Below are 19,297 nucleotides of genomic sequence, written 5' to 3' on the forward strand. Positions count from 1 at the left end.
GAGTGGTCGGGAGCACCTGCCCGGCCGTGGGACACTGGTAGGTGCTATGACTGCCCTCCCCCTCGTCTTCGACGCACCCAAGCGCGGGCTTCCGCCGCGCCACCTGGCCGACCTCTCCGCCGAAGGGCGTCGAGAAGCCGTCGCCGCGCTGGGCGAAAAGCCCTTCCGGGCCGCGCAGCTGTCGAACCACTACTTCGGCAGGCTCACGTCCGACCCGGACGCGATGACCGACATCCCGGCCGCCTCGCGCGCCGCGCTGGTCGCGGAACTCATGCCGCCGCTGTTCACCGAGATCCGCTCGGTGGCCTGCGACGACGGCACGACCCGCAAGACCCTGCTCAAGGCGCACGACGGCACGCTCGTGGAGAGCGTCCTCATGCGCTACCCGGACCGCGCCACCCTGTGCATCTCCAGCCAGGCGGGCTGCGGCATGGCCTGCCCGTTCTGCGCCACCGGCCAGGGCGGCCTCCAGCGCAACCTGTCGACGGCGGAGATCGTCGACCAGGTCCGCCGCGGCGCCGCCGCGATGCGCGACGGCGAACTCCCCGGTGGTCCGGGGCGGCTGTCGAACATCGTGTTCATGGGCATGGGCGAGCCGCTGGCGAACTACAAGCGCGTGATCGAGGCCGTCCACCGCATCTGCGACCCGGCCCCCGACGGCCTGGGCATCTCGCAGCGGTCGGTGACGGTGTCCACGGTCGGGTTGGTGCCCGCGATCCGCAAGATGACCGAGGAAGGCCTGCACGTGCGGCTCGCGGTCTCGCTGCACACGCCGGACGACGAACTGCGCGACACGCTGGTGCCGGTGAACACCCGGTGGAAGGTCGCCGAGGTCATGGAGGCGGCCCGCGGCTACGCGGACAAGACCGGCCGCCGCGTGTCGATCGAGTACGCCCTGATCCGCGACATCAACGACCAGGGCTGGCGCGCCGACATGCTGGGCAAACTCCTCCGCAGGCACCTGGGCCCACTGGTCCACGTGAACCTGATCCCCCTGAACCCGACACCGGGCTCGAAGTGGGACGCCTCCCCGAAGCCCGTGGAACGCGAGTTCGTCCGCCGCGTCATCGCCCAAGGCGTGACCTGCACCGTCCGCGACACCCGCGGCCAGGAAATCGCCGCGGCCTGCGGGCAGTTGGCGGCCGAGGGCTGAGTCCTCGCTTGTGTGTAGACGTGTGACAATGTGTGTGTGACTATTGGTCTGTGGTGGGACGATTCGCACACCGAGTACGTCGGTAAGCGCTCGGTTCGCTACCCGAGGGCTACCGACATCGATCTGGCCTGGACGTTGGAGGCGGCTGCCGATCCCCATCGGATCACCCGTGATCCGGATCCCAAGAGTCACTGGGGTGACATCCGGCTCATCGGTCACTCACCCTCGGCCGGGTTCGTGATCACGGTCATCATCGATCGGGTGGATCACTCGGGGATCAACGCTTGGAAGACCAACGGCGCCGACCTGCGGGCTTACCGGAACAAGCGCGAGGAAGGGGAGGTCCACCATGAATGAGCCGATGACTCGTGACGAAGTGCTGGCGGGCATCAACCAGGAGATCGCCGAGCAGCGAGACGCCGCTGAGCACGAGGCCGACCCGGCGAGGCGTGATCGGATGCTGAGGCACGCCAGGTCGCGCGCGGACCTCGCCGAGGAGGAAGCGGACGCGGTCGCCGCCGACATCGTCGAGAACGAGCAGGCAGCCCTGTCGTTGCGAGTTCCCGTTTCGCTGTCGATGGCGCTCAAGGCCCGTGCCGAAGCTGAGCGGATTCCCCTGTCGGCGTTGGTTCGGCGGATGCTCACGCAGGCGCTCGAACAGCCGAGCAGTCCCGTGCTCACGGTCGAGCAGGTCGAGGAGATCGCGCGACGGGTGTACCGCGAGTCCGCCTGAGGTCGTTAGGGTCGCGAACGGTCTAACGGTGATCGGTTGCGGTTGGGCGTAATGGGCGAACGTGGATGGTTCTCGGGATAGCATCCGGGCGTGGCGGAGTCGACGAAGCTGGTTGCGGGTAGGTACCGCACGCTGCGGGAACTCGGTCGTGGGGGCATGGGTGTCGTCTGGTTGGCCGAGGACGTCATCATCGGGCGGCGGGTGGCGCTCAAGGAGTTGCGGACGTCCTCGCCGGTCGAAGCCGAACGGGTTCTGCGCGAGGCGCGGACCGCTGGGCGGTTGAACAGCCCGAACGTGGTCGGCGTGTACGACGTGATCATCGAGCACGGCGCCACGTACCTCGTGATGGAACTGGTGGAGGCGCCCACCCTCGCCGACGTGATGAAACGCCGCGGCGCGCTGCCCGCCGAGCAGGTGGTGTCGATCGGGCTGCACGTGCTCAGCGCGCTGGAAACCGCGCACGCGGCGGGGATCGTGCACCGGGACGTGAAGCCCAGCAACATCATGGTGCTGCCCGACGGTGGGGCGAAGCTGGCGGACTTCGGCATCGCGCGGGCGATGGACGACCCGCGGCTCACGGCCACCGGCAGCATGATGGGCACCCCCGGCTACATGGCCCCGGAGCTGTTCAACGGCCAGGTGCCGTCGCCCGCGACGGACCTGTGGGCGTTGGGGGCGACGCTGTTCCACGCCGTCGAGGGCCGGTCGCCGTTCCTGCGCGACACGACGGCGTCGACGATGCACGCGGTCCTCTACGAGCCGCCGGTGTTGAAGCACGGGACCGGGCCGTTGGGCGCGGTGATCATGCGGCTGCTGACCCGCGCGGTCGACAACCGGCCGACCGCCGCGCAGGTGCGGGAGATGCTGCGCAAACCCGGCGAGCCGGAGACGGTGTACCTCGAACCCGTCACGTCCTACGCGACCAAGCCGGTGGACACGCCGCCGTGGGCCGACGACGAGCCCGTCGAGGAGAAACCCAGGCGCCGCAAGTGGTTCGTGGTGGCGGGGGTCGCCGTCGCGCTCGTGCTCGCCGGGGTGTTCCTGCTCAAGCCCACGAACGGCGGTGACGCGCTGCCCGCGCCGAGCCCGACCACCTCGTCGTCCACCGCCCCGTCGACCGAGACCACGTCGAGCAGCAGCGCGCCTTCCAGCGAATCGGTCGCCCCCACGACGTCCGTCACGCCGTCCACGGTGACCGTCACCAAGGAACCCGATCCGCCGGTGGTGACCACCACGTCCGCGGTGAAGCCACCGCCGGAAGCCGTTGCGCTGCAACGCTTCCGCAACGCGGCGGGCTTCCACTACACCGGGTCGGCGAAGGTCGCGCCGCCCGTCGGGTTCACCGTGGAGGGCGGCATCGGCAAGCTGCTCGCCAACGCCGACCCCGGCACGAAACCCCTGTACTCGTGCGCCATCAAGAACTCGCAGGACCGCATGTCGTCGCTGGCCTCGAACTGCGAGGGCCAGACCGTGTACGGCCTGCTGGGGTACGTCCTGGCGGAGAAGCCCGCCGACCTGCCCTCGCTGCCGCTGTTCCGCTGCGTGACGGGCAGCCAGCACTTCGACTCCGTCACCACCGACTGCGAGGGCCAGACCGTCGAGTTCCAGTACGGCTGGGTGCTGACCTAGACGACCTCGTCGAGCTTCCCGGTCGCGACGTCGAACACGAACCCGCGCACGGAGTCCTTCACCGGGATGTACGGGCTGTTCCTGATCCGCTGGACGGACTGGCGCACGTCCTCGTCGAGGTCGCTGAACGCCTCGGCGGCCCACGCGGGCTTGGAGCCGACCTCGTCCTGGATGGACCGCTTGAACTCGTCGTCGGTGAAGGTCAGCATCCCGCAGTCGGTGTGGTGGATCAGGACGATCTCCCGCGTGCCGAGCAGCCGCTGGCTGATGGCGAGCGAGCGGATCTCGTCCTCGGTCACGACGCCGCCCGCGTTGCGGATGACGTGCGCCTCGCCCTCGTTGAGGCCGAGCACCCGGTAGACGTCGATCCGCGCGTCCATGCACGCCAGGATCGCGATGTGCTTGGCGGGCGGCAGGGGGAGCGGGCCGCTGAACTGCGCGACGTAGGCGGCGTTGTTGGCGAGGAGCTCATCGGTTACGGACATGGCGCGAGTCAACTGCCGCATGCGCATACCCGCAACAGTTCCCAGTAAGTGGGAGACGACCGAAAAAAACCTGATCAGCGCACCGGTGAGGGGTCCAGATCGGCGGTCTCGTCGTAGTCGGCGCGGGCCGTCTGGATCAGGTCGATGTGCTGTTCCGACCACGTCCGCAGCGCGCTGAGCGGCGCAACCAGGCTGCGGCCGAGTGGCGTCAGCTCGTACTCCACCCGCAGCGGCACGGTGGGGTACACCGTTCGGGTGATCAGTCCGTCGCGGGTCAACGCGCGCAGGGTCTGGGTGAGCATCTTCTGGGTGATGCCCTCGACCTTGCGGCGCACCTCGCCGAACCGCTGCGGCCCGTCTTCGAGCGCGCCGATCGCGAGCGCGGTCCACTTGCTCGCGACCATGTCCAGCACCTCGCGGCACGGGCACTGCTTGAGGTAGACGTCACGGACGTCAGGGGTGCAGGATGTGTCCACGATGGTGTTCTACCACGTCACGGGTAGTTTCCCTGGGGTACCTAGGGAGGAAATTAGTGCCTAATTGCGAACAGGTACCAGGTATCCGACCATTGTGGACATGAAGGCAATCACGCAGCAGACGTTCGGCGGGCCGGAAGTCCTCGTCGTGTCCGAGGTCGACCGCCCCACCCCGATCCAGACCGAGGTCCTGGTCCGGGTGCACGCCGCGGGCGTCAACCCCGTCGACTGGAAGTCCCGCGCGGGCGGTGGCATGGCCGGGGTCCTGGGCGACCCGCCGTTCATCCTCGGCTGGGACGTGTCCGGGGTCGTCGAGGAGGTCGGGTTCGGCGTCACCACGGTCAAGCCGGGTGACGAGGTCTACGGGATGCCGTGGTTCCCGCGCGCGGCCTCGGCCTACGCCGAGTACGTGACCGCGCCGTCCCGGCACTTCGCGCTCAAGCCCGCCAACATCTCCCACGTCGAGGCGGCGGCGCTGCCGCTGGCCGTGCTCACGGCGTGGCAGGCGCTGGTCGACACGGCGCACGTGAGCGCCGGGCAGCGGGTGCTGGTGCACGCCGCGGCCGGTGGCGTCGGGCACCTGGCGGTGCAGATCGCGAAGGCCAAGGGCGCGTACGTGATCGGCACGGCCAGCGCCGGGAAGCACGAGTTCCTCAAGTCCATCGGGGCCGACGAGGTCGTGGACTACACGGCCGTGCGGTTCGAGGACGTCGTGTCCGACGTGGACGTCGTGATCGACCTGGTCGGCGGCGACAACGCGATCCGGTCCGTTGGGGTGCTCAAGCCGGGCGGGATCCTGGTGGCCGTCCCCAGCGGGCTCCAGGAGGGGGTGGCCGAGGCCGCCGCGAAGGCCGGGGTACGGTCCTCGGCGTTCCTCGTCGAGCCGGACGGCGCCGCGCTGACCGAGATCGCCGGGCTCGTGGCCGACGGGAAGATCAAGGTGCGGATCGAGGCCGTGCTCCCGCTGGAGGACGCCGGGAAGGCCCACGAACTGGGTGAGGCGGGACGCAGCACCGGGAAGATCGTGCTGTCCGTCGTGGAGTGAGCGCGGGGGCGGGTCCGGTGGCCGGGCCCGCCCAACGGCGTCCTAGCGGCGCCAGGACGTGCGGCTGCGGACCTGGTCGCGGACCAGCATCGCGATCATCGCGATGCCGATGAGGACGAGGAACAGGTTCTCGGTGCGACCGTGGTGGTTGCCGATGAGGAGACCGAAGACGCCGACCGTGGAGGCCCAGCCCGCGATGCGGGTGGCCTTCGGGAACGACCCGTGCCAACCCCACTCGGCGGACGGCTCGTCGTGGACGTCGACAGCGGGACGCTTGTCCAGCTCCGAAGACGAAGACACAGCTGCCACGACCCTTCTGATCCGGTGTTCCGCGAAGATTTTCGCACACGGGTCCGGGTGGGACCGGTCGGGTCGACGAGTCAACTTTCGTCGTCCGCCGAAGCGACAAACGTCCGCCGACAGGACCACCCCTGATCTCGTACGTTGAGGGGTGTGACCACCGTCGTGCACCGCTTCCTGCCCGAACTCGCCGGGGTCCGGGAGTGGCCGTCGGCCTACCTCCGGGACACCGCCGAGCGGATCAGGGGCGTCACGAAGTGGCGGCTCGGCTGCGAGGTGTTCGGGCTCGTCTGGGTGCTGCTGCTCGACCTGCTGCCCGGCTGGCTGAGCGACCAGCACCCGTCCGGGATGGCGCTGGTGGGGATGGTGGTGCTGTTCACCGCCCTCTACCTGCTCCGGTTGACGTTCCCGGCGACCACGTTGCTCGTCGCGCTGCTGGTGGTGTTCGGCGCGGACAACGGCGGCATCACGCTGATGGTGGTCGTGGCGTACGCGGCGGGCTACCGGATCGTGTCGTGGCAGCGGGCGCTGCTGACCGCCGTCGTCGGGCTCGCGCTGCACATGCTCCAGTGGGAGGGCGGGGTTCCGGGGCTCAGCGGGTTCCTCGGGTCGTTCGTGATGCTGACCGTCTACGGGATGGTCGTCGCGCTGCCGTTCCTGGTCGGCCGCTACATCGCCCAGCGCAACGCGCTCGTGGCCGCGTTGCAGGAGCGCGAGGAGCGGATGCGGCGCGAGCGGGCGATGCTGACGCGGCAGGTCCGCCTGCGCGAGCGCAACCGGATCGCCCAGGACATGCACGACAGCCTGGGCCACCGGCTGAGCCTGATCTCCGTGCACGCGGGCGCGTTGGCGCTCGACGGCGAACTGGGGGAGAAGCAGCGCGAGGCCGTGCAGGTGCTGCGCAGCGCCGCCCTGACCGGGATGGAGGAGTTGCGCGGGGTCATCGGGGTGCTGCGGCGCGACGACCCGCCGGAGGAGGACCTGGCGCGGCGCACGGTCGAGGCGATCGACGAGCTGGTCGACGGGGCCAGGCGGGCGGGCGTGCGGGTCAGCCTGGTGCGCGGCGGCCAGCCGTGCCCGCTGCCGTCGAAGGTGAGCCACGCGGCGTACCGGGTGGCGCAGGAGGGGCTGACCAACGCGAACAAGCACGCGCCGGGGGCGAGCGTGCAGGTGACGGTGAAGTACGAGCCGGACGCGCTGGTGGTCGAGGTGCGCAACAACCCGCCGCGCGCCGGGTTCGTGGTCGGGGGGCCGGGGGTCGGGCTGATCGGCCTGGGGGAGCGGGTGCGGGTCGCCGGGGGGCTGCTGCACGTGGGGCCGTTGCCCGCCGGGGGTTTCCGGATCGCGGCCGTGCTGCCGTACGAGGACACGACGGTCGCCGAGGAGCCCGACGACAGCGACGAGGTGCGGGTCGCGGAGTCCGCGATGGGCCGCTCCAGCGTGCGCAAGTGGGCCGGGGTCGGGTCGATCATCGCCGCCGGGCTGGTGGTGCTCGTTGTGGTCGGCGGCTACACGTGGATCGGCATCCAGCCGGTGACGAACGTGGTGCAGAAGTCCTTCTACGACTCGGTGTACCTCGGCCAGCCGGAGAGCGAGGTGCGGGCGCACCTCAAGAGCGGGGGGACGGCCGCGTCGATCGGCGACCTGCGGGACAAGTCGGCTCCCGAACCGCCCGGCTCGGTGTGCGAATACCGTCTGTCGGACCAGCAGACCTACACCTCGGGCGGCCAACTGGTCCTGCGCTTCTGCTTCGCGGGCGGCAAGGTCGTCGAGAAGAACTCCCACGTGCAAAGGATCTGAGTGACCGTGATCCGGGTCTTGATCGCCGATGACGAACCGCTCATGAGGGCGGGCATCAAGGCCATCCTCGGCACCGCCGACGACATCGAGCTGGTCGCCGAGGCCGGTGACGGGCGGGAAGCGGTGCGGATCGCGCTCGAGCGCCGCGTCGACGTGGCCGTGCTCGACATCCGGATGCCGCGGATGGACGGGCTCGCCGCGGCCCGTGAGCTGAAGTCCGTCGCGCCGACCGTGCGGGTGGTGATGCTGACCACCTTCGGCGAGGACGACAACATCGTGCGGGCGCTGTCCGACGGGGCCGCGGGGTTCCTGCTGAAGGACTCCGCGCCGGAGGAGCTGCTGCGGGCCGTGCGCGCGGTGCACAGCGGCGAGGCGTACCTGTCGCCGATGGTGACGAGCCGGGTGGTCGGGATGGTCGCGCACGCCGGGCAGCCGCGGCGGCAGGAGGCCAAGCGGCAGGTCGAGGGGCTGACCGAGCGCGAGGTCGAGGTCCTGGCCCTGCTGGGGCTGGGGATGTCCAACGCCGACGTGGGCCAGCGGCTGCACATGAGCGAGGCGACCGTGAAGACGTACGTGAGCAGGCTGCTGGCGAAGCTCGGGCTCACCAACCGGGTGCAGGCCGCGCTGCTGGCCAGGGACGCCGGGCTGGCGGGCTGAGAACGCGAAGAGGGCCGCCCCTGTGGGGACGGCCCTCTTCCACGTGGTGGGAGGTCAGACGTGTGCGCGTCGACCGGTGACCAACCGGTAGATGCCCAGCAGGATCAGCGAGCCGAGGATGGCCAGCAGCCACGTGCTCAGGTCGAAGAAGCTGTTGATGTCGCTGTTGAACAGCGCGCGGCCGATGAAGCCGCCGAGGATGGCACCGACGATGCCGATCAGCATCGTGATGATGATGCCGCCGGGGTCCTTGCCCGGCATGATCGCCTTGGCAATGGCACCCGCGATAAGACCCAGGACGATCCAGCCCAAGATGCCCACGGGGGCTCTCCTTCCAGCGGGCCGCGATGGGGCTTGTCCCCCGCGGCGTTCGGGGATGGAGTGCCCTGGAACCGACCGGCCTACTCGTGCTTTATCATTCTGTTACCTGAGTACCGCCACGCGGTTCATCAGGTCGCTTCCGGAACAATGGACGGTGATGGACTCCTCCGCGCAAGCCACACGACCGGCGTCGCAGCTCAGCCCTGCTCCGCGCTCGGTGCTCCTCCTCGGATCGACCGGTTCGGTCGGCACCCAGGCCCTCGACGTCGTCGCCGCCAACCCCGACCGGTTCACCGTCGCGGGCATCGCCGCGGGCGGGGCCGACCCCGCCGCGCTGGCCCGGCAGGCCATCACGTTCGGCGTCCAGGCCGTCGCCGTGTCCCGCGCGACGGCCGCGGAGGACGTGACGCTCGCCCTCTACGCCGAGGCGCAGCGCCGCGGGTACGCCAAGGGCGAGTTCCGGATGCCCCGCGTCTTCGCGGGCCCCTCGGCCGTGCTCGACCTCATCGAGTCCACGCCCGCCGACGTGGTGCTCAACGCCATCACCGGCTCGCGCGGCCTGGAACCGACGCTGCGCGCGCTGGACACGGGCGCGCTGCTGGCGCTGGCGAACAAGGAGTCGCTGATCGCGGGCGGCTCCCTGGTGCTCAACGCCGCCAAGCCCGGCCAGCTGGTCTCCGTCGACTCCGAGCACTCCGCGCTGGCGCAGTGCCTGCGCGGCGGCCGGGCCGACGAGGTGGACCGGTTGATCCTCACGGCGTCCGGCGGCCCGTTCCGCGGCCGCACGCGCGCCGACCTGGCGAGCGTGACGTCGGCGGACGCGATGGCGCACCCGACGTGGGCGATGGGCCCGGTCATCACGATCAACTCGGCCACCCTCATCAACAAGGGGCTGGAGCTGATCGAGGCGCACCTGCTGTTCGGCATCCCCTACGACCGGATCGACGTGGTCGTGCACCCGCAGTCGGTCGTGCACTCGATGGTCGCGTTCACCGACGGCTCGATCCTGACCCAGGCCAGCCCGCCGGACATGAAGCTGCCGATCGCGCTGGGCCTCGGCTGGCCGGACCGCGTCCCCGGCGCCGCCGAGCGGTGTACTTTCGAAGTGCCGACGGCGTGGACGTTCGAGCCGCTGGACGGCGAGACCTTCCCCGCGGTGGAACTGGCCCGGCACGCGGGGTCGACGGGGGGTTGCCTGCCCGCCGTCTACAACGCGGCGAACGAGGAGGCCGTCGACGTCTTCCTCGACGGCAACACGGCTTTCACCTCCATCGTGGACACTGTCTCGCGAGTGCTCGACGAGGCGGGCGGGTGGGCGCACGAGCCCGCCGACGTCGCCGAGGTGCTGGCGGCCGAGGACTGGGCGCGCGCACGGGCACGGGAACTCGTGGCCACTTCGGTGGAGTCTGGAAGGGACTGAACGTGGTCGTCAACATCCTGGGCATCGTGTTGTTCGCGCTGCTCATCGGCATCTCGATCGCCCTGCACGAGTTCGGCCACCTGCTGACCGCCAAGGCGTTCGGCATGAAGGTGACCCGCTACTTCATCGGGTTCGGGCCGAAGATCTGGTCGTTCCGCAAGGGCGAGACCGAGTACGGCCTGAAGGCGATCCCCGCGGGCGGGTTCTGCGAGATCACCGGCATGACCGCGCTGGACGAGGTGAACCCAGTGGACGCCCCGCGCGCCTTCTACAAGCAGGCGACGTGGAAGCGCGTGGTGGTGCTGTCCGCGGGGTCGATCACCCACTTCATCGTCGGGTTCGTCGTGCTCTACGTGATGGCCGCGACCATGGGCCTGCCGAACCTCAAGGGCGAGCCGGTCATCGCGTCGGTCAGCGACTGCGTGCAGAGCGGCCCGGCGACGGACGCGTGCGTGCCCGGCGCCCCCGCACCCGCCAAGGCCGCGGGCATCAGGCCCGACGACCAGATCATCGCCGTGGCCGGTCAGGCGACGCCGACGTGGACCGACCTGCTGGAGAAGACCCAGGCGCGCAGCGGGCCCACCGAGTTCACCGTCCTGCGGGACGGCGAGCAGCTCAAGGTCACCATGGACGTCCCCAAGGTCACCCGCGAGTACAAGAAGGCGGACGGCTCGACGGAGAAGCGCGAGGTCGGGGCCATCGGCGTCGGCTGGCGGTCCAACTTCGAGTACAACCCGCTCACGGCGGTCGGCGGCGCGACCGCGTTCACCGGCACGATGTTCGCGAACACGTGGGAAGGCCTCCTGCGGTTCCCGGAGAAGATCCCCGCGGTGATCAAGGCGATCGGTGGCGGCGAGCGCGACCTGGAGTCCCCGGTGAGCGTCGTCGGGGCCAGCAGGCTCGGCGGCGACGCGGCCGAGCAGGGCCTTTGGCAGTTCTTCCTGCTGATGCTCGCCGGCCTTAACTTCTTCGTCGGTGTTTTCAACCTCCTGCCGCTACTTCCACTCGATGGTGGGCACATTGCGGTGAACCTCTACGAACGGGTGCGAGACTGGCTGCGCAAGCTCCGCGGCAAGCCGGCCGGTGGGCCTGTGAACTACCTGCGCCTCCTTCCCCTCACCTATTTCGTCATCTTCATCGGTGGCGGTATCACCCTGTTGACCGTCACCGCCGACATCGTCAACCCGATCAGACTTCCCTAGTGAGAGGTGCTATTCCATGAGTGACGGCGTAATGCTCGGTATGCCGGCATTGCCGCCGCCGGTGTTGTCCGATCGTCGAAAGACCCGGCAACTCATGGTGGGTTCGGTAGGCGTGGGCAGCGAGTTCCCGGTGTCCGTGCAGTCCATGACCACCACCCTGACCTCGGACGTCAACGCGACGTTGCAGCAGATCGCGGAACTCACCGCGTCCGGCTGCGACATCGTGCGGGTGGCGTGCCCCTCGCAGGACGACGCGGACGCGTTGAAGGCCATTGCGACGAAGTCGCAGATCCCCGTCATCGCGGATATCCATTTCCAGCCGAAGTACGTCTTCGCGGCCATTGAAGCGGGCTGTGCGGCCGTTCGGGTGAATCCCGGCAACATTCGCAAGTTCGACGACCAGGTCAAGGAGATCGCGGCCGCCGCGAAGGACCACGGAACGCCGATCCGCATCGGCGTGAACGCGGGCTCGCTCGACCCGCGCCTCATGGCCAAGCACGGCAAGGCGACGCCAGAGGCGTTGGCGGAGTCGGCCCTGTGGGAGGCGTCGCTGTTCGCCGAGCACGACTTCCACGACATCAAGATCTCGGTCAAGCACAACGACCCGGTCGTGATGATCCGCGCTTACGAAATCCTCGCGGAGCAGTGCGACTACCCGTTGCACCTCGGTGTCACGGAAGCCGGTCCGGCGTTCCAGGGCACCATCAAGTCCGCCGTCGCCTTCGGCGCGCTGCTGCGCCAGGGAATCGGCGACACGATTCGCGTGTCCCTCTCGGCCCCTCCGGTGGAGGAGGTCAAGGTGGGCATTCAGATCCTCCAGTCGTTGAACCTCCGGCCGCGCAAGCTGGAAATCGTGTCGTGCCCTTCCTGCGGTCGCGCGCAGGTCGACGTGTACACGTTGGCCGAGCAGGTCACCGCAGGCCTCGAGGGCATGGAGGTCCCGCTGCGCGTGGCCGTCATGGGCTGCGTCGTGAACGGTCCCGGTGAAGCGCGGGAAGCCGATCTCGGTGTCGCCTCCGGAAACGGCAAGGGCCAGATCTTCGTGAAGGGCAAGGTCATCAAGACCGTTCCCGAACACCAGATCGTGGAAACCCTCATCGAAGAGGCCATGCGCCTCGCCGAGGACATGGAACCCGTCGAGGGTTCCGTTCCCGCGGTCAGCGTCAGCTAGGGAATCGGGCCGGCCTTTTCCACGGGAAAGGTCGGCCCTCCCGATCGGCCAGGACACACGACCGGGGGCAAGCGCAATCCCCCGTTCATCTGGCAGGCTGGTGCCGTGCTCAGGTTGGCCGGTGCGCGGCTGCTCGACGGACGGGATTTGCCCGAGGTTCTCGGGCTGTTGGAGGCCGATCCCGTGGCCTCGTGCATGGTCGCCGCTCGCGTCGAGGTCGCGGGTCTCGACCCGTGGCGGCTGGGCGGTGAGGTCTGGGCCTGCGACCACCGCGCGCTGCGCGGCGCCCGCGTGGACGGCCTCTGCTTCGCGGGTCCCAACCTGATCCCGCTCCGGGGCAACCCGTCGGCCCTGCGCAGCTTCGCGGACCGGGCCCGTCGCCGGGGCCGCATGTGCTCCTCGCTCGTGGGTCCCGCCGAGCAGGTGATGGGCCTCTGGCAGGAGTTGCAGCCCGATTGGGGCCCCGCCAGGGAGGTCCGCGACGACCAGCCGCTCATGGCGCTCGGCACGACCGCGAACGTCGACCCGGACCCGCTGGTCCGCCCGGTCCGGCCGGACGAGCTCGACCGCTACCTCCCCGCCGCCATCGCGATGTTCATCGAGGAGGTGGGCGTGGACCCGTGCGCGGAGGACGGCGGCACCAGCTACCGCGCCCGCGTCGCCGAGCTGATCGCGGGAGGGCGGGCGTTCGCCCGGTTCGAGCACGGCGAGGTCGTCTTCAAGGCCGAGATCGGGGCCCTGTCCAGCAAGGTCGGCCAGATCCAGGGCGTGTGGGTGCGTCCGGACCGGCGTGGCCACGGCATCGGCACGGCGGCGACCGCGGCGGTGGCGGACCGACTGGTCCGCGGGCTGGGGCGGACCGCGAGCCTGTACGTCAACGGGTACAACGAGATCGCCCGCGCCGCGTACCAGCGGATCGGGTTCACCCAGGTAGGCCAATACGCGACGGTTCTCTTTTGACGGTGTGCGGCATACTGCCGCCGTGCGGGTGAACCCTCAGTTGACCGTCGTGTTGAGCGCCCTGCTGGTCGTGACCGGCTGTGGGCTGTTCCAGTCGAGGCCGGGTCCTGACCAGGTCACGTCCGACTTCGTCGCCCGCCTCTCCAGCGGCGACACCCAGGCCGCGGCGGCGTTGACCGACGATCCGGGCCAGGCGAAGGGCCTGCTGGACAAGGTCCGCGGCGCGCTCAAGCCGGAGTCGATGACCGTCAAGGTCGACCAGGTCCGCAACGCGGGCGGCGAGGGCACCACGGCCGATGCGACCGTGACGTTCGACTGGAACCTCGGGCACAACCACGTCTGGAACTACCAGAGCACCGTCGAGCTCCGCCGCGAGGACGACGACTGGAAGGTGCACTGGCTGCCGTCGCTGCTGCACCCGAAGCTCGCGGCCCAGCAGAGCCTCGCGGTCGCCGAGCTGACGCCGAACCTGGCACCCGTGCTGGACCGCGACGGCACGCCGCTGCTGGCCCCCGAGTCGGTCGTGTCGGTGCTGCTGGACCGCAAGGAGGCGCCCGACCTGCCCGCGGTCACGGCCGCGCTGGCCACCGCGTTGACGCCGTTCGACAAGGGGATCACCCAGCAGTCGATCACCGAGGGCGCGACCAAGGTGCCCGAGGGGCAGGTCTACCAGGTGGCCGCGCTGCGCGACGCCGACTACCAGTCGGTGAAACCGCAGATCTACGAGCTGCCCGGCGTCCGGTTCAGCACCCAGACCAGCCTGCTGCCGCCGGTGAAGAACTTCGGCTCGCAGATCCTGCCCGCCGTGCGCAAGGCCGTGGAGGAGCAGATCGCGGGCCGGTCCGGCTTCCGCGTCTACACCGTCGCCGCGGGCGGTGACGAGCTGGAAGGCCTGTTCGAGAAGCCGTCGGAACCCGCGCAGGCGGTGAAGTCCGGGCTCAGCAAGGCCGTGCAGATCGCCGCGGAGGACGCCGTCGAACCGCTCACCCAGCCCACGATGCTGGTCGCGATCCAGCCGTCGACCGGCGACATCCTGGCCGTGGCGCAGAACGAGCCCGCCGACGCGCAGGGCGCGATCGCGTTGACCGGCCAGTTCCCGCCGGGATCGACGTTCAAGATCGTCACGGCGGCGGCCGCCCTGGAGGACGGCAAGGTCCAGGCCGACACCGCCGTCCCGTGCCCCGGCAAGACCACCATCGACGGCCGCCGCGTCGTGCCGAACGACCACGACTTCGACAAGGGCACCATCCCGCTGCACAGCGCGTTCGCGTTCTCCTGCAACACCACGTTCGCCGAGATCGCCGCGGGCCTGCCCGCCGACGCCCTCACCAAGACGGCCGACAAGCTCGGCGTCGGCGTCGACTTCGACATCCCCGCGATCACCACGATCACCGGCTCGGTGCCCGCCGCGTCCGACGTCGTGGAACGCGCGGAGGACGGCTTCGGCCAGGGCAAGGTCCTCGCCAGCCCGTTCGGCATGGCCGTCGTGGCCGCCACGGTGGCCAAGGGCTCGCAACCCCTGCCGACCCTGCTGCGCGGCTCGGAGACCAAGGTCAACCACGTCTCGGCCCCCGTCCCGCCCGCCGTCCTGGACCCGGTGCGCCAGATGATGCGCGAGGTCGTCGAGGTGGGCACGGCGCAACTGCTGGCGGACATCCCGGACGTGCGCGGGAAGACCGGCACGGCCCAGTTCGGCGACGGCGTCAACTCCCACGGCTGGTTCGTGGGCTACAAGGGCGACCTGGCGTTCGCGACCCTGGTCCTGGGCGCGAACTCCTCCATCCCGGCGGTGGAGACGACGGGGAAGTTCCTGCGGGCGTTGGGCTGAACGGGCTGAGGTCGGTGGACGGCGAACGAACCGGATCTGACTTCCCGGCCGTTCGAGGTGGTCGGTGACCACGTGACGCCGATCCGGTACCGCGCCGTACTGTGGAGGCATGTCCGTGCGTGCCGCCCTGAAGCCAGGTGAGCTGTCCCCCCGTCGTTCCGTTCCGTCGCGCATAGCCCGCCCCGAGTACGTGGGCAAGCCCGGCCCGACGAAGAACAGCGACCCGTGGGTGCAGCCGCCCGAGGTGATCGAGGCCATGCGGATCGCCGGTCGGCTCGGCGCGCAGGCGTTGCAGGAAGCGGGCAAGGTCGTGGTGCCCGGTGTGACCACGGACGAGATCGACGCGGTGGCGCACGAGTTCCTGTGCGACAACGGGGCCTACCCGTCCACGTTGGGGTACCGCGGTTTCCCCAAGTCGTGCTGCACCTCGTTGAACGAGGTCATCTGCCACGGCATCCCGGACTCCACGGTGGTGGAGGACGGCGACATCGTGAACATCGACGTGACCGCCTACATCGGCGGCGTGCACGGCGACACGAACGCCACCTTCCTGGCGGGCAACGTCTCCGAGGAGAACCGGCTCCTCGTCGAGCGCACGCACGAGGCGACGATGCGGGCCATCAAGGCCGTGAAGCCCGGTCGTCAGCTGAACGTGGTGGGGCGGGTCATCGAGGCCTACGCGAACCGGTTCGGCTACGGCGTGGTGCGCGACTTCACCGGGCACGGGATCGGGCGCTCGTTCCACAGCGGCCTGGTCGTGCTGCACTACGACGCGCCCCACGTGCCGACGGTCATCGAGACCGGTATGACGTTCACGATCGAGCCGATGATCACCCTCGGCGGGATCGAGCACGACACGTGGGACGACGACTGGACCATCACCACCAAGGACAAGAGCTGGACCGCTCAGTTCGAGCACACGATCCTGGTGACCGACGACGGGGCCGAGATCCTCACAGTCTGCTGAGCAGCTCCACCAGCGCCGCGGCGACCTGCGACGGGTGGGTCGCCGCCGCCAGGTGGTGCAGGTCCAGTTCGCTGACGGGCCAGCCGTCGGCGAGGGCGGCCGCGGCGGCGTCGGAGTACCGGTCGCTGAGCCGCAGGTACGCGGACGGGCCGTTCCACAGCACGGACGGCCGCTGCTCCTTCAGGAACGCCAGCGGCACCTCCGGGGCCTCCTCCAGGATCTCCGCGAGCTGCACGGGGTCCGGGATGAGGCCGGGCAGCACCTCCGGCGGGAACCAGCGGTCCCAGCGGGGCATGACGTCCTCGCGGGAGATCTTCCGCATGTGCGCCATCAGGTCCGCCGGGAACGTCTCGCGCCAGCTCTTGCCGGGCGTCGGCAGGTCGGCGTCTAGGTAGACGAGCGCGTCGACCTCGGTCTCCAGGGCGTCGGCGAACGCGGGCAGCAGCGGCCCCGCGCCGCTGTGGCCGACGAGGACCAGTTCGCCCTCGACGGCGGAGTTGTCGACGGCGTCGGCGAACTCGCCGATCATCCGCTGGTGCACGGGTGCCGAGTTGACGCTCACCCGCAGGTCGAGCAGCACCACCGGGTGGCCGTGCGCGGCGAGCGCGTCGGCGAGCGGCCGGAGGGTGGCGGGTCCGAGGAAGGGGCTGTGCACCAGGACCGTGGTGGCGGGAACGTCGACCATGGGGGGAATGATGTCAGTCTGGACCGGTCGGCGGGGGGAGTGCGGTCGTGGCGGGTGCGCTGCTGGTGGCGGGGACCACGTCGGACGCGGGCAAGAGCGTCCTGGTGACCGGGATCTGCCGGTGGCTGGCCCGGCGCGGCGTGCGCGTGGCGCCGTTCAAGGCCCAGAACATGTCGAACAACTCCGTGGTCACGCTCGAGGGCGGCGAGATCGGTCGCGCGCAGGCCGTGCAGGCCGCCGCGTGCGGGCTGGAGCCGAGCGTGAGGTTCAACCCCGTGCTGCTCAAGCCCGGCGGCGACCGCACGTCGCAGGTGGTCGTGCTGGGCCGCGCGATGGGCGAGGTGTCCGCTTTGTCGTACCGGGAGCGCAAGGCGGAGCTGTTCCGCACCGTCCTGTCCACTTTGGACTCCCTCCGGAGTGACTTCCAGGTCGTCGTCTGCGAGGGCGCGGGATCGCCGACCGAGATCAACCTGCGCGCCAACGACATCGCGAACATGGGCCTCGCGCGGGCGGCGGACCTGCCGGTGCTGGTGGTCGGCGACATCGACCGCGGCGGCGTCTTCGCGCACCTGTTCGGCACGCTCGCGCTGCTCGACCCGGCCGACCAGGCGCTCGTCTCCGGGTTCGTGGTCAACAAGTTCCGCGGCGACCCCGCGCTGCTCGAACCCGGTCTGCGGCAGATCGAACGGCTCACCGGCCGACCCGTGCACGGCGTGCTGCCGTGGCGCGAGGACCTGTGGCTCGACGCCGAGGACTCGTTGTCCTACACCGCGGACGGCGTGATCGGCAGGCCGAAGCCGCCGGTGGGCGAGCAGTGGTTGCGCGTCGCCGTCGTGCGGCTGCCGCGGATCTCCAACGCCACGGACGTGGAGGCGCTGGCGTGCGAACCGGGCGTGTCGGTCCGGTTCGTCACCGAGCCGTCGCGGATCGCGGACGCGGACCTGGTGGTGCTGCCCGGTTCCAAGGCCACCGTGACCGACCTGGCGTGGCTGCGCGAGACCGGGCTGGCCGACGCGATCACCGCGCACGCCCGGCGCGGCCTGCCGGTGCTCGGGGTGTGCGGCGGGTTCCAGATGCTCGGCACGCGCATCGAGGACGCCGTGGAGTCGCGGGCGGGCGTCGTGGAGGGGTTGGGGCTGCTGGACGTCGACGTCCGCTTCGAGGCCGCCAAGACGCTGCGGCGGCCGACCGGCACGGCGTTCGGCGAGCCGGTCGGCGGGTACGAGATCCACCACGGGCAGGTCGTGCGGCGCGGTGACCTCGACACCCTCGTCACGCTGCCGGACGGCACCGGTGAGGGCGTTCTGGTCGAGGGGATCGCGGGCACGCACTGGCACGGGCTGCTGGAGAACGACGCGTTCCGCCGGGCGTTCCTGCGCTGGGCCGCCGAGCGGGCGGGCCGCGACGGGTTCAAGCCCGCCGCGGACGTGGACTTCGCCGCCGCGCGCGCCGCCCAGCTCGACCTGCTCGGCGACCTGGTCGCGGACCACCTGGACACCGCGGCCCTGCTAGACCTGCTCGCCCACGGCGCTCCCGACGGGTTGCCGTTCGTCCCGCCCGGAGCGCCCGGCTGACGGCCTGATCGCCGTGCTCGCCATGCCCGCGATCACCAGCAGCGCGGCCGTGCAGCGCAGGACGGTCAGCTCCTCGCCGAGGACGAGCCATGCGGACAGCATCCCCGCGACCGGCACGAGCAGCGAGAACGGCGCCACGGTGCTCGCGTCGTACTCGCGCAGCAGATGACCCCACAGGCCGAACCCGAGCAGCGTCGAGATCCACGCCACGAACCCGAGCGTCGCCGCGCCCGACCAGTCGAACGCCTCCAGCGCGGCCAGGTCGCGGTCCACGCCCTCCATCAGCAGCGACAGCCCGAACAGCGGCAGCACCGCCACCGCGCTGACCCACACGATGAAGTTGAGCGCGTCCGGCGACTGTGCGCGACGGGTGATCACGTTGGCCAGGCCCCAGCAGGCCGCACCGGCGATGACCAGCAGGAACGCGCTCAACGGGCTGCCGACGCCGTAGTCGAGCGCGATCACCACGATCCCGACGGAGGCGACGCCGATGCCGACGAGCTGCGTGCGGCGCGGGCGTTCGCGCAGCAGCACGGCGGCGAACACGACCGTGAAGATCGCCTGGCTCTGGAGCACCAGCGACGACAGGCCAGCGGGCATTCCGGCGTACATGCCGGTGAACACGAAGCCGAACTTCGCGACGCCGAGGACCAGGCCGACCGCGACGACCCACTTCCACGCGACCTTGGGCTTGCCGACGAAGAAGAGGGCGGGGACGGCCGCGACGAGGAAGCGCAGCCCGGAGAACAGCAGGGGCGGGAAGTTCTGCAGGCCGATCTTGATGGCGACGAAGTTGACGCCCCAGATGGCCGCGACGAGGACCGCGAGAGCGGCGTGCCGTGGTTTCACTCCTTCGAGTCTGGGGGGATCAACCGTTAAGCACTAGCGATA

20 protein-coding genes are annotated in these 19,297 nt (G+C 70.2%); 14 read left to right on the forward strand and 6 right to left on the reverse strand.

The window, feature by feature from the left end; all coding sequences use genetic code 11:
* Positions 1-46 precede the first annotated feature (46 nt).
* From rlmN to ACFWW9_RS04850, 4 genes are all read left to right on the forward strand, one after another.
* Complete coding sequence (rlmN, locus tag ACFWW9_RS04835) at positions 47-1,153, forward strand: 23S rRNA (adenine(2503)-C(2))-methyltransferase RlmN (RefSeq protein WP_390371427.1); 1,107 nt, start codon at positions 47-49, stop codon at positions 1,151-1,153.
* A 36-nt stretch (positions 1,154-1,189) separates the two neighbouring features.
* The gene (locus ACFWW9_RS04840) at positions 1,190-1,510 is read left to right on the forward strand and encodes a hypothetical protein (RefSeq protein ID WP_390371430.1); all 321 of its coding nucleotides are present in this window, start codon (positions 1,190-1,192) and stop codon (positions 1,508-1,510) included.
* Between the two features lie 4 nt (positions 1,511-1,514).
* Positions 1,515-1,886, forward strand: coding sequence for a hypothetical protein (locus ACFWW9_RS04845; RefSeq protein ID WP_390371433.1), 372 nt, complete (start codon positions 1,515-1,517; stop codon positions 1,884-1,886).
* 90 nt (positions 1,887-1,976) lie between these two features.
* On the forward strand, positions 1,977-3,515 hold the full coding sequence (locus tag ACFWW9_RS04850) for a serine/threonine-protein kinase (RefSeq protein WP_390371435.1): 1,539 nt from the start codon (positions 1,977-1,979) through the stop codon (positions 3,513-3,515).
* On the opposite strand, the gene ACFWW9_RS04855 is transcribed toward ACFWW9_RS04850, so the two are convergent.
* Together ACFWW9_RS04855 and ACFWW9_RS04860 are read right to left on the reverse strand one after the other, a co-directional pair.
* Entirely contained in the window at positions 3,512-4,000 is a 489-nt protein-coding gene (locus ACFWW9_RS04855) for a beta-class carbonic anhydrase (RefSeq protein ID WP_390371438.1), read from the reverse strand. The genes ACFWW9_RS04850 and ACFWW9_RS04855 overlap by 4 nt on opposite strands.
* Before the next feature lie 74 nt (positions 4,001-4,074).
* On the reverse strand, positions 4,075-4,404 hold the full coding sequence (locus ACFWW9_RS04860) for a winged helix-turn-helix transcriptional regulator (protein ID WP_390371609.1): 330 nt from the start codon (positions 4,402-4,404) through the stop codon (positions 4,075-4,077).
* A gap of 172 nt (positions 4,405-4,576) precedes the next feature.
* On the opposite strand from ACFWW9_RS04860, the gene ACFWW9_RS04865 reads away from it, so the two are divergent.
* Complete coding sequence (locus tag ACFWW9_RS04865) at positions 4,577-5,521, forward strand: NADP-dependent oxidoreductase (RefSeq protein WP_390371441.1); 945 nt, start codon at positions 4,577-4,579, stop codon at positions 5,519-5,521.
* A 42-nt stretch (positions 5,522-5,563) separates the two neighbouring features.
* Here the strand turns inward: ACFWW9_RS04865 and ACFWW9_RS04870 are convergent, their stop codons facing one another.
* The gene (locus ACFWW9_RS04870) at positions 5,564-5,821 is read right to left on the reverse strand and encodes a DUF2631 domain-containing protein (RefSeq protein WP_390371611.1); all 258 of its coding nucleotides are present in this window, start codon (positions 5,819-5,821) and stop codon (positions 5,564-5,566) included.
* A 153-nt stretch (positions 5,822-5,974) separates the two neighbouring features.
* Between ACFWW9_RS04870 and ACFWW9_RS04875 the strand changes: the two genes are divergently transcribed.
* Both ACFWW9_RS04875 and ACFWW9_RS04880 read left to right on the forward strand, forming a co-directional pair.
* A complete protein-coding gene (locus tag ACFWW9_RS04875) occupies positions 5,975-7,621 on the forward strand; it encodes a sensor histidine kinase (protein ID WP_390371444.1) in 1,647 nt (548 codons plus the stop codon).
* A gap of 6 nt (positions 7,622-7,627) precedes the next feature.
* A complete protein-coding gene (locus ACFWW9_RS04880; protein WP_390371447.1) occupies positions 7,628-8,278 on the forward strand; it encodes a response regulator in 651 nt (216 codons plus the stop codon).
* A gap of 54 nt (positions 8,279-8,332) precedes the next feature.
* On the opposite strand, the gene ACFWW9_RS04885 is transcribed toward ACFWW9_RS04880, so the two are convergent.
* Entirely contained in the window at positions 8,333-8,599 is a 267-nt protein-coding gene (locus tag ACFWW9_RS04885; protein WP_390371449.1) for a GlsB/YeaQ/YmgE family stress response membrane protein, read from the reverse strand.
* A gap of 157 nt (positions 8,600-8,756) precedes the next feature.
* On the opposite strand from ACFWW9_RS04885, the gene dxr reads away from it, so the two are divergent.
* The 6 genes from dxr to map all read left to right on the forward strand — a co-directional run bounded on the left by dxr (position 8,757) and on the right by map (position 16,147).
* The gene (dxr, locus tag ACFWW9_RS04890; RefSeq protein WP_390371452.1) at positions 8,757-10,019 is read left to right on the forward strand and encodes a 1-deoxy-D-xylulose-5-phosphate reductoisomerase; all 1,263 of its coding nucleotides are present in this window, start codon (positions 8,757-8,759) and stop codon (positions 10,017-10,019) included.
* Positions 10,020-10,021: 2 nt separating this feature from the next.
* Positions 10,022-11,221, forward strand: a complete 1,200-nt coding sequence (locus ACFWW9_RS04895) for a M50 family metallopeptidase (protein WP_390371455.1) — start codon at positions 10,022-10,024, stop codon at positions 11,219-11,221.
* Between the two features lie 16 nt (positions 11,222-11,237).
* A complete protein-coding gene (gene ispG, locus ACFWW9_RS04900; RefSeq protein ID WP_390371457.1) occupies positions 11,238-12,392 on the forward strand; it encodes a flavodoxin-dependent (E)-4-hydroxy-3-methylbut-2-enyl-diphosphate synthase in 1,155 nt (384 codons plus the stop codon).
* 105 nt (positions 12,393-12,497) lie between these two features.
* On the forward strand, positions 12,498-13,352 hold the full coding sequence (locus ACFWW9_RS04905; protein WP_390371460.1) for a GNAT family N-acetyltransferase: 855 nt from the start codon (positions 12,498-12,500) through the stop codon (positions 13,350-13,352).
* 22 nt (positions 13,353-13,374) lie between these two features.
* Entirely contained in the window at positions 13,375-15,180 is a 1,806-nt protein-coding gene (locus ACFWW9_RS04910; RefSeq protein WP_390371463.1) for a penicillin-binding transpeptidase domain-containing protein, read from the forward strand.
* Between the two features lie 109 nt (positions 15,181-15,289).
* Positions 15,290-16,147 (forward strand): type I methionyl aminopeptidase, encoded by an 858-nt coding sequence (map, locus tag ACFWW9_RS04915; protein ID WP_390371466.1) that lies wholly within the window; start codon positions 15,290-15,292, stop codon positions 16,145-16,147.
* Here map and ACFWW9_RS04920 read toward each other — a convergent pair.
* Positions 16,134-16,832, reverse strand: a complete 699-nt coding sequence (locus tag ACFWW9_RS04920) for a hypothetical protein (protein ID WP_390371469.1) — start codon at positions 16,830-16,832, stop codon at positions 16,134-16,136. The two genes, map and ACFWW9_RS04920, sit on opposite strands and share 14 nt — an antisense overlap.
* 47 nt (positions 16,833-16,879) lie before the next feature.
* On the opposite strand from ACFWW9_RS04920, the gene ACFWW9_RS04925 reads away from it, so the two are divergent.
* Positions 16,880-18,406, forward strand: a complete 1,527-nt coding sequence (locus tag ACFWW9_RS04925) for a cobyric acid synthase (protein WP_390371472.1) — start codon at positions 16,880-16,882, stop codon at positions 18,404-18,406.
* On the opposite strand, the gene ACFWW9_RS04930 is transcribed toward ACFWW9_RS04925, so the two are convergent.
* Entirely contained in the window at positions 18,341-19,255 is a 915-nt protein-coding gene (locus tag ACFWW9_RS04930) for an EamA family transporter (RefSeq protein WP_390371475.1), read from the reverse strand. The genes ACFWW9_RS04925 and ACFWW9_RS04930 overlap by 66 nt on opposite strands.
* Positions 19,256-19,297: the final 42 nt, after the last annotated feature.

The sequence above is a fragment of the Umezawaea sp. NPDC059074 genome, assembly GCF_042738955.1.
Lineage (GTDB): Bacteria > Actinomycetota > Actinomycetes > Mycobacteriales > Pseudonocardiaceae > Umezawaea.

Bases quoted from the DNA above. Each gene is read 5' to 3' on its own strand.
- rlmN (WP_390371427.1), top strand. From the start codon at position 47: ATGACTGCCCTCCCCCTCGTCTTCGACGCACCCAAGCGCGGGCTTCCG.
- ACFWW9_RS04845 (WP_390371433.1), top strand. From the start codon at position 1,515: ATGACTCGTGACGAAGTGCTGGCGGGCATCAACCAGGAGATCGCCGAG.
- ACFWW9_RS04855 (WP_390371438.1), bottom strand. From the start codon at position 4,000: ATGTCCGTAACCGATGAGCTCCTCGCCAACAACGCCGCCTACGTCGCG.
- ACFWW9_RS04860 (WP_390371609.1), bottom strand. From the start codon at position 4,404: ATGGTCGCGAGCAAGTGGACCGCGCTCGCGATCGGCGCGCTCGAAGAC.
- ACFWW9_RS04865 (WP_390371441.1), top strand. From the start codon at position 4,577: ATGAAGGCAATCACGCAGCAGACGTTCGGCGGGCCGGAAGTCCTCGTC.
- dxr (WP_390371452.1), top strand. From the start codon at position 8,757: ATGGACTCCTCCGCGCAAGCCACACGACCGGCGTCGCAGCTCAGCCCT.
- ispG (WP_390371457.1), top strand. From the start codon at position 11,238: ATGAGTGACGGCGTAATGCTCGGTATGCCGGCATTGCCGCCGCCGGTG.
- map (WP_390371466.1), top strand. From the start codon at position 15,290: ATGTCCGTGCGTGCCGCCCTGAAGCCAGGTGAGCTGTCCCCCCGTCGT.
- ACFWW9_RS04920 (WP_390371469.1), bottom strand. From the start codon at position 16,832: ATGGTCGACGTTCCCGCCACCACGGTCCTGGTGCACAGCCCCTTCCTC.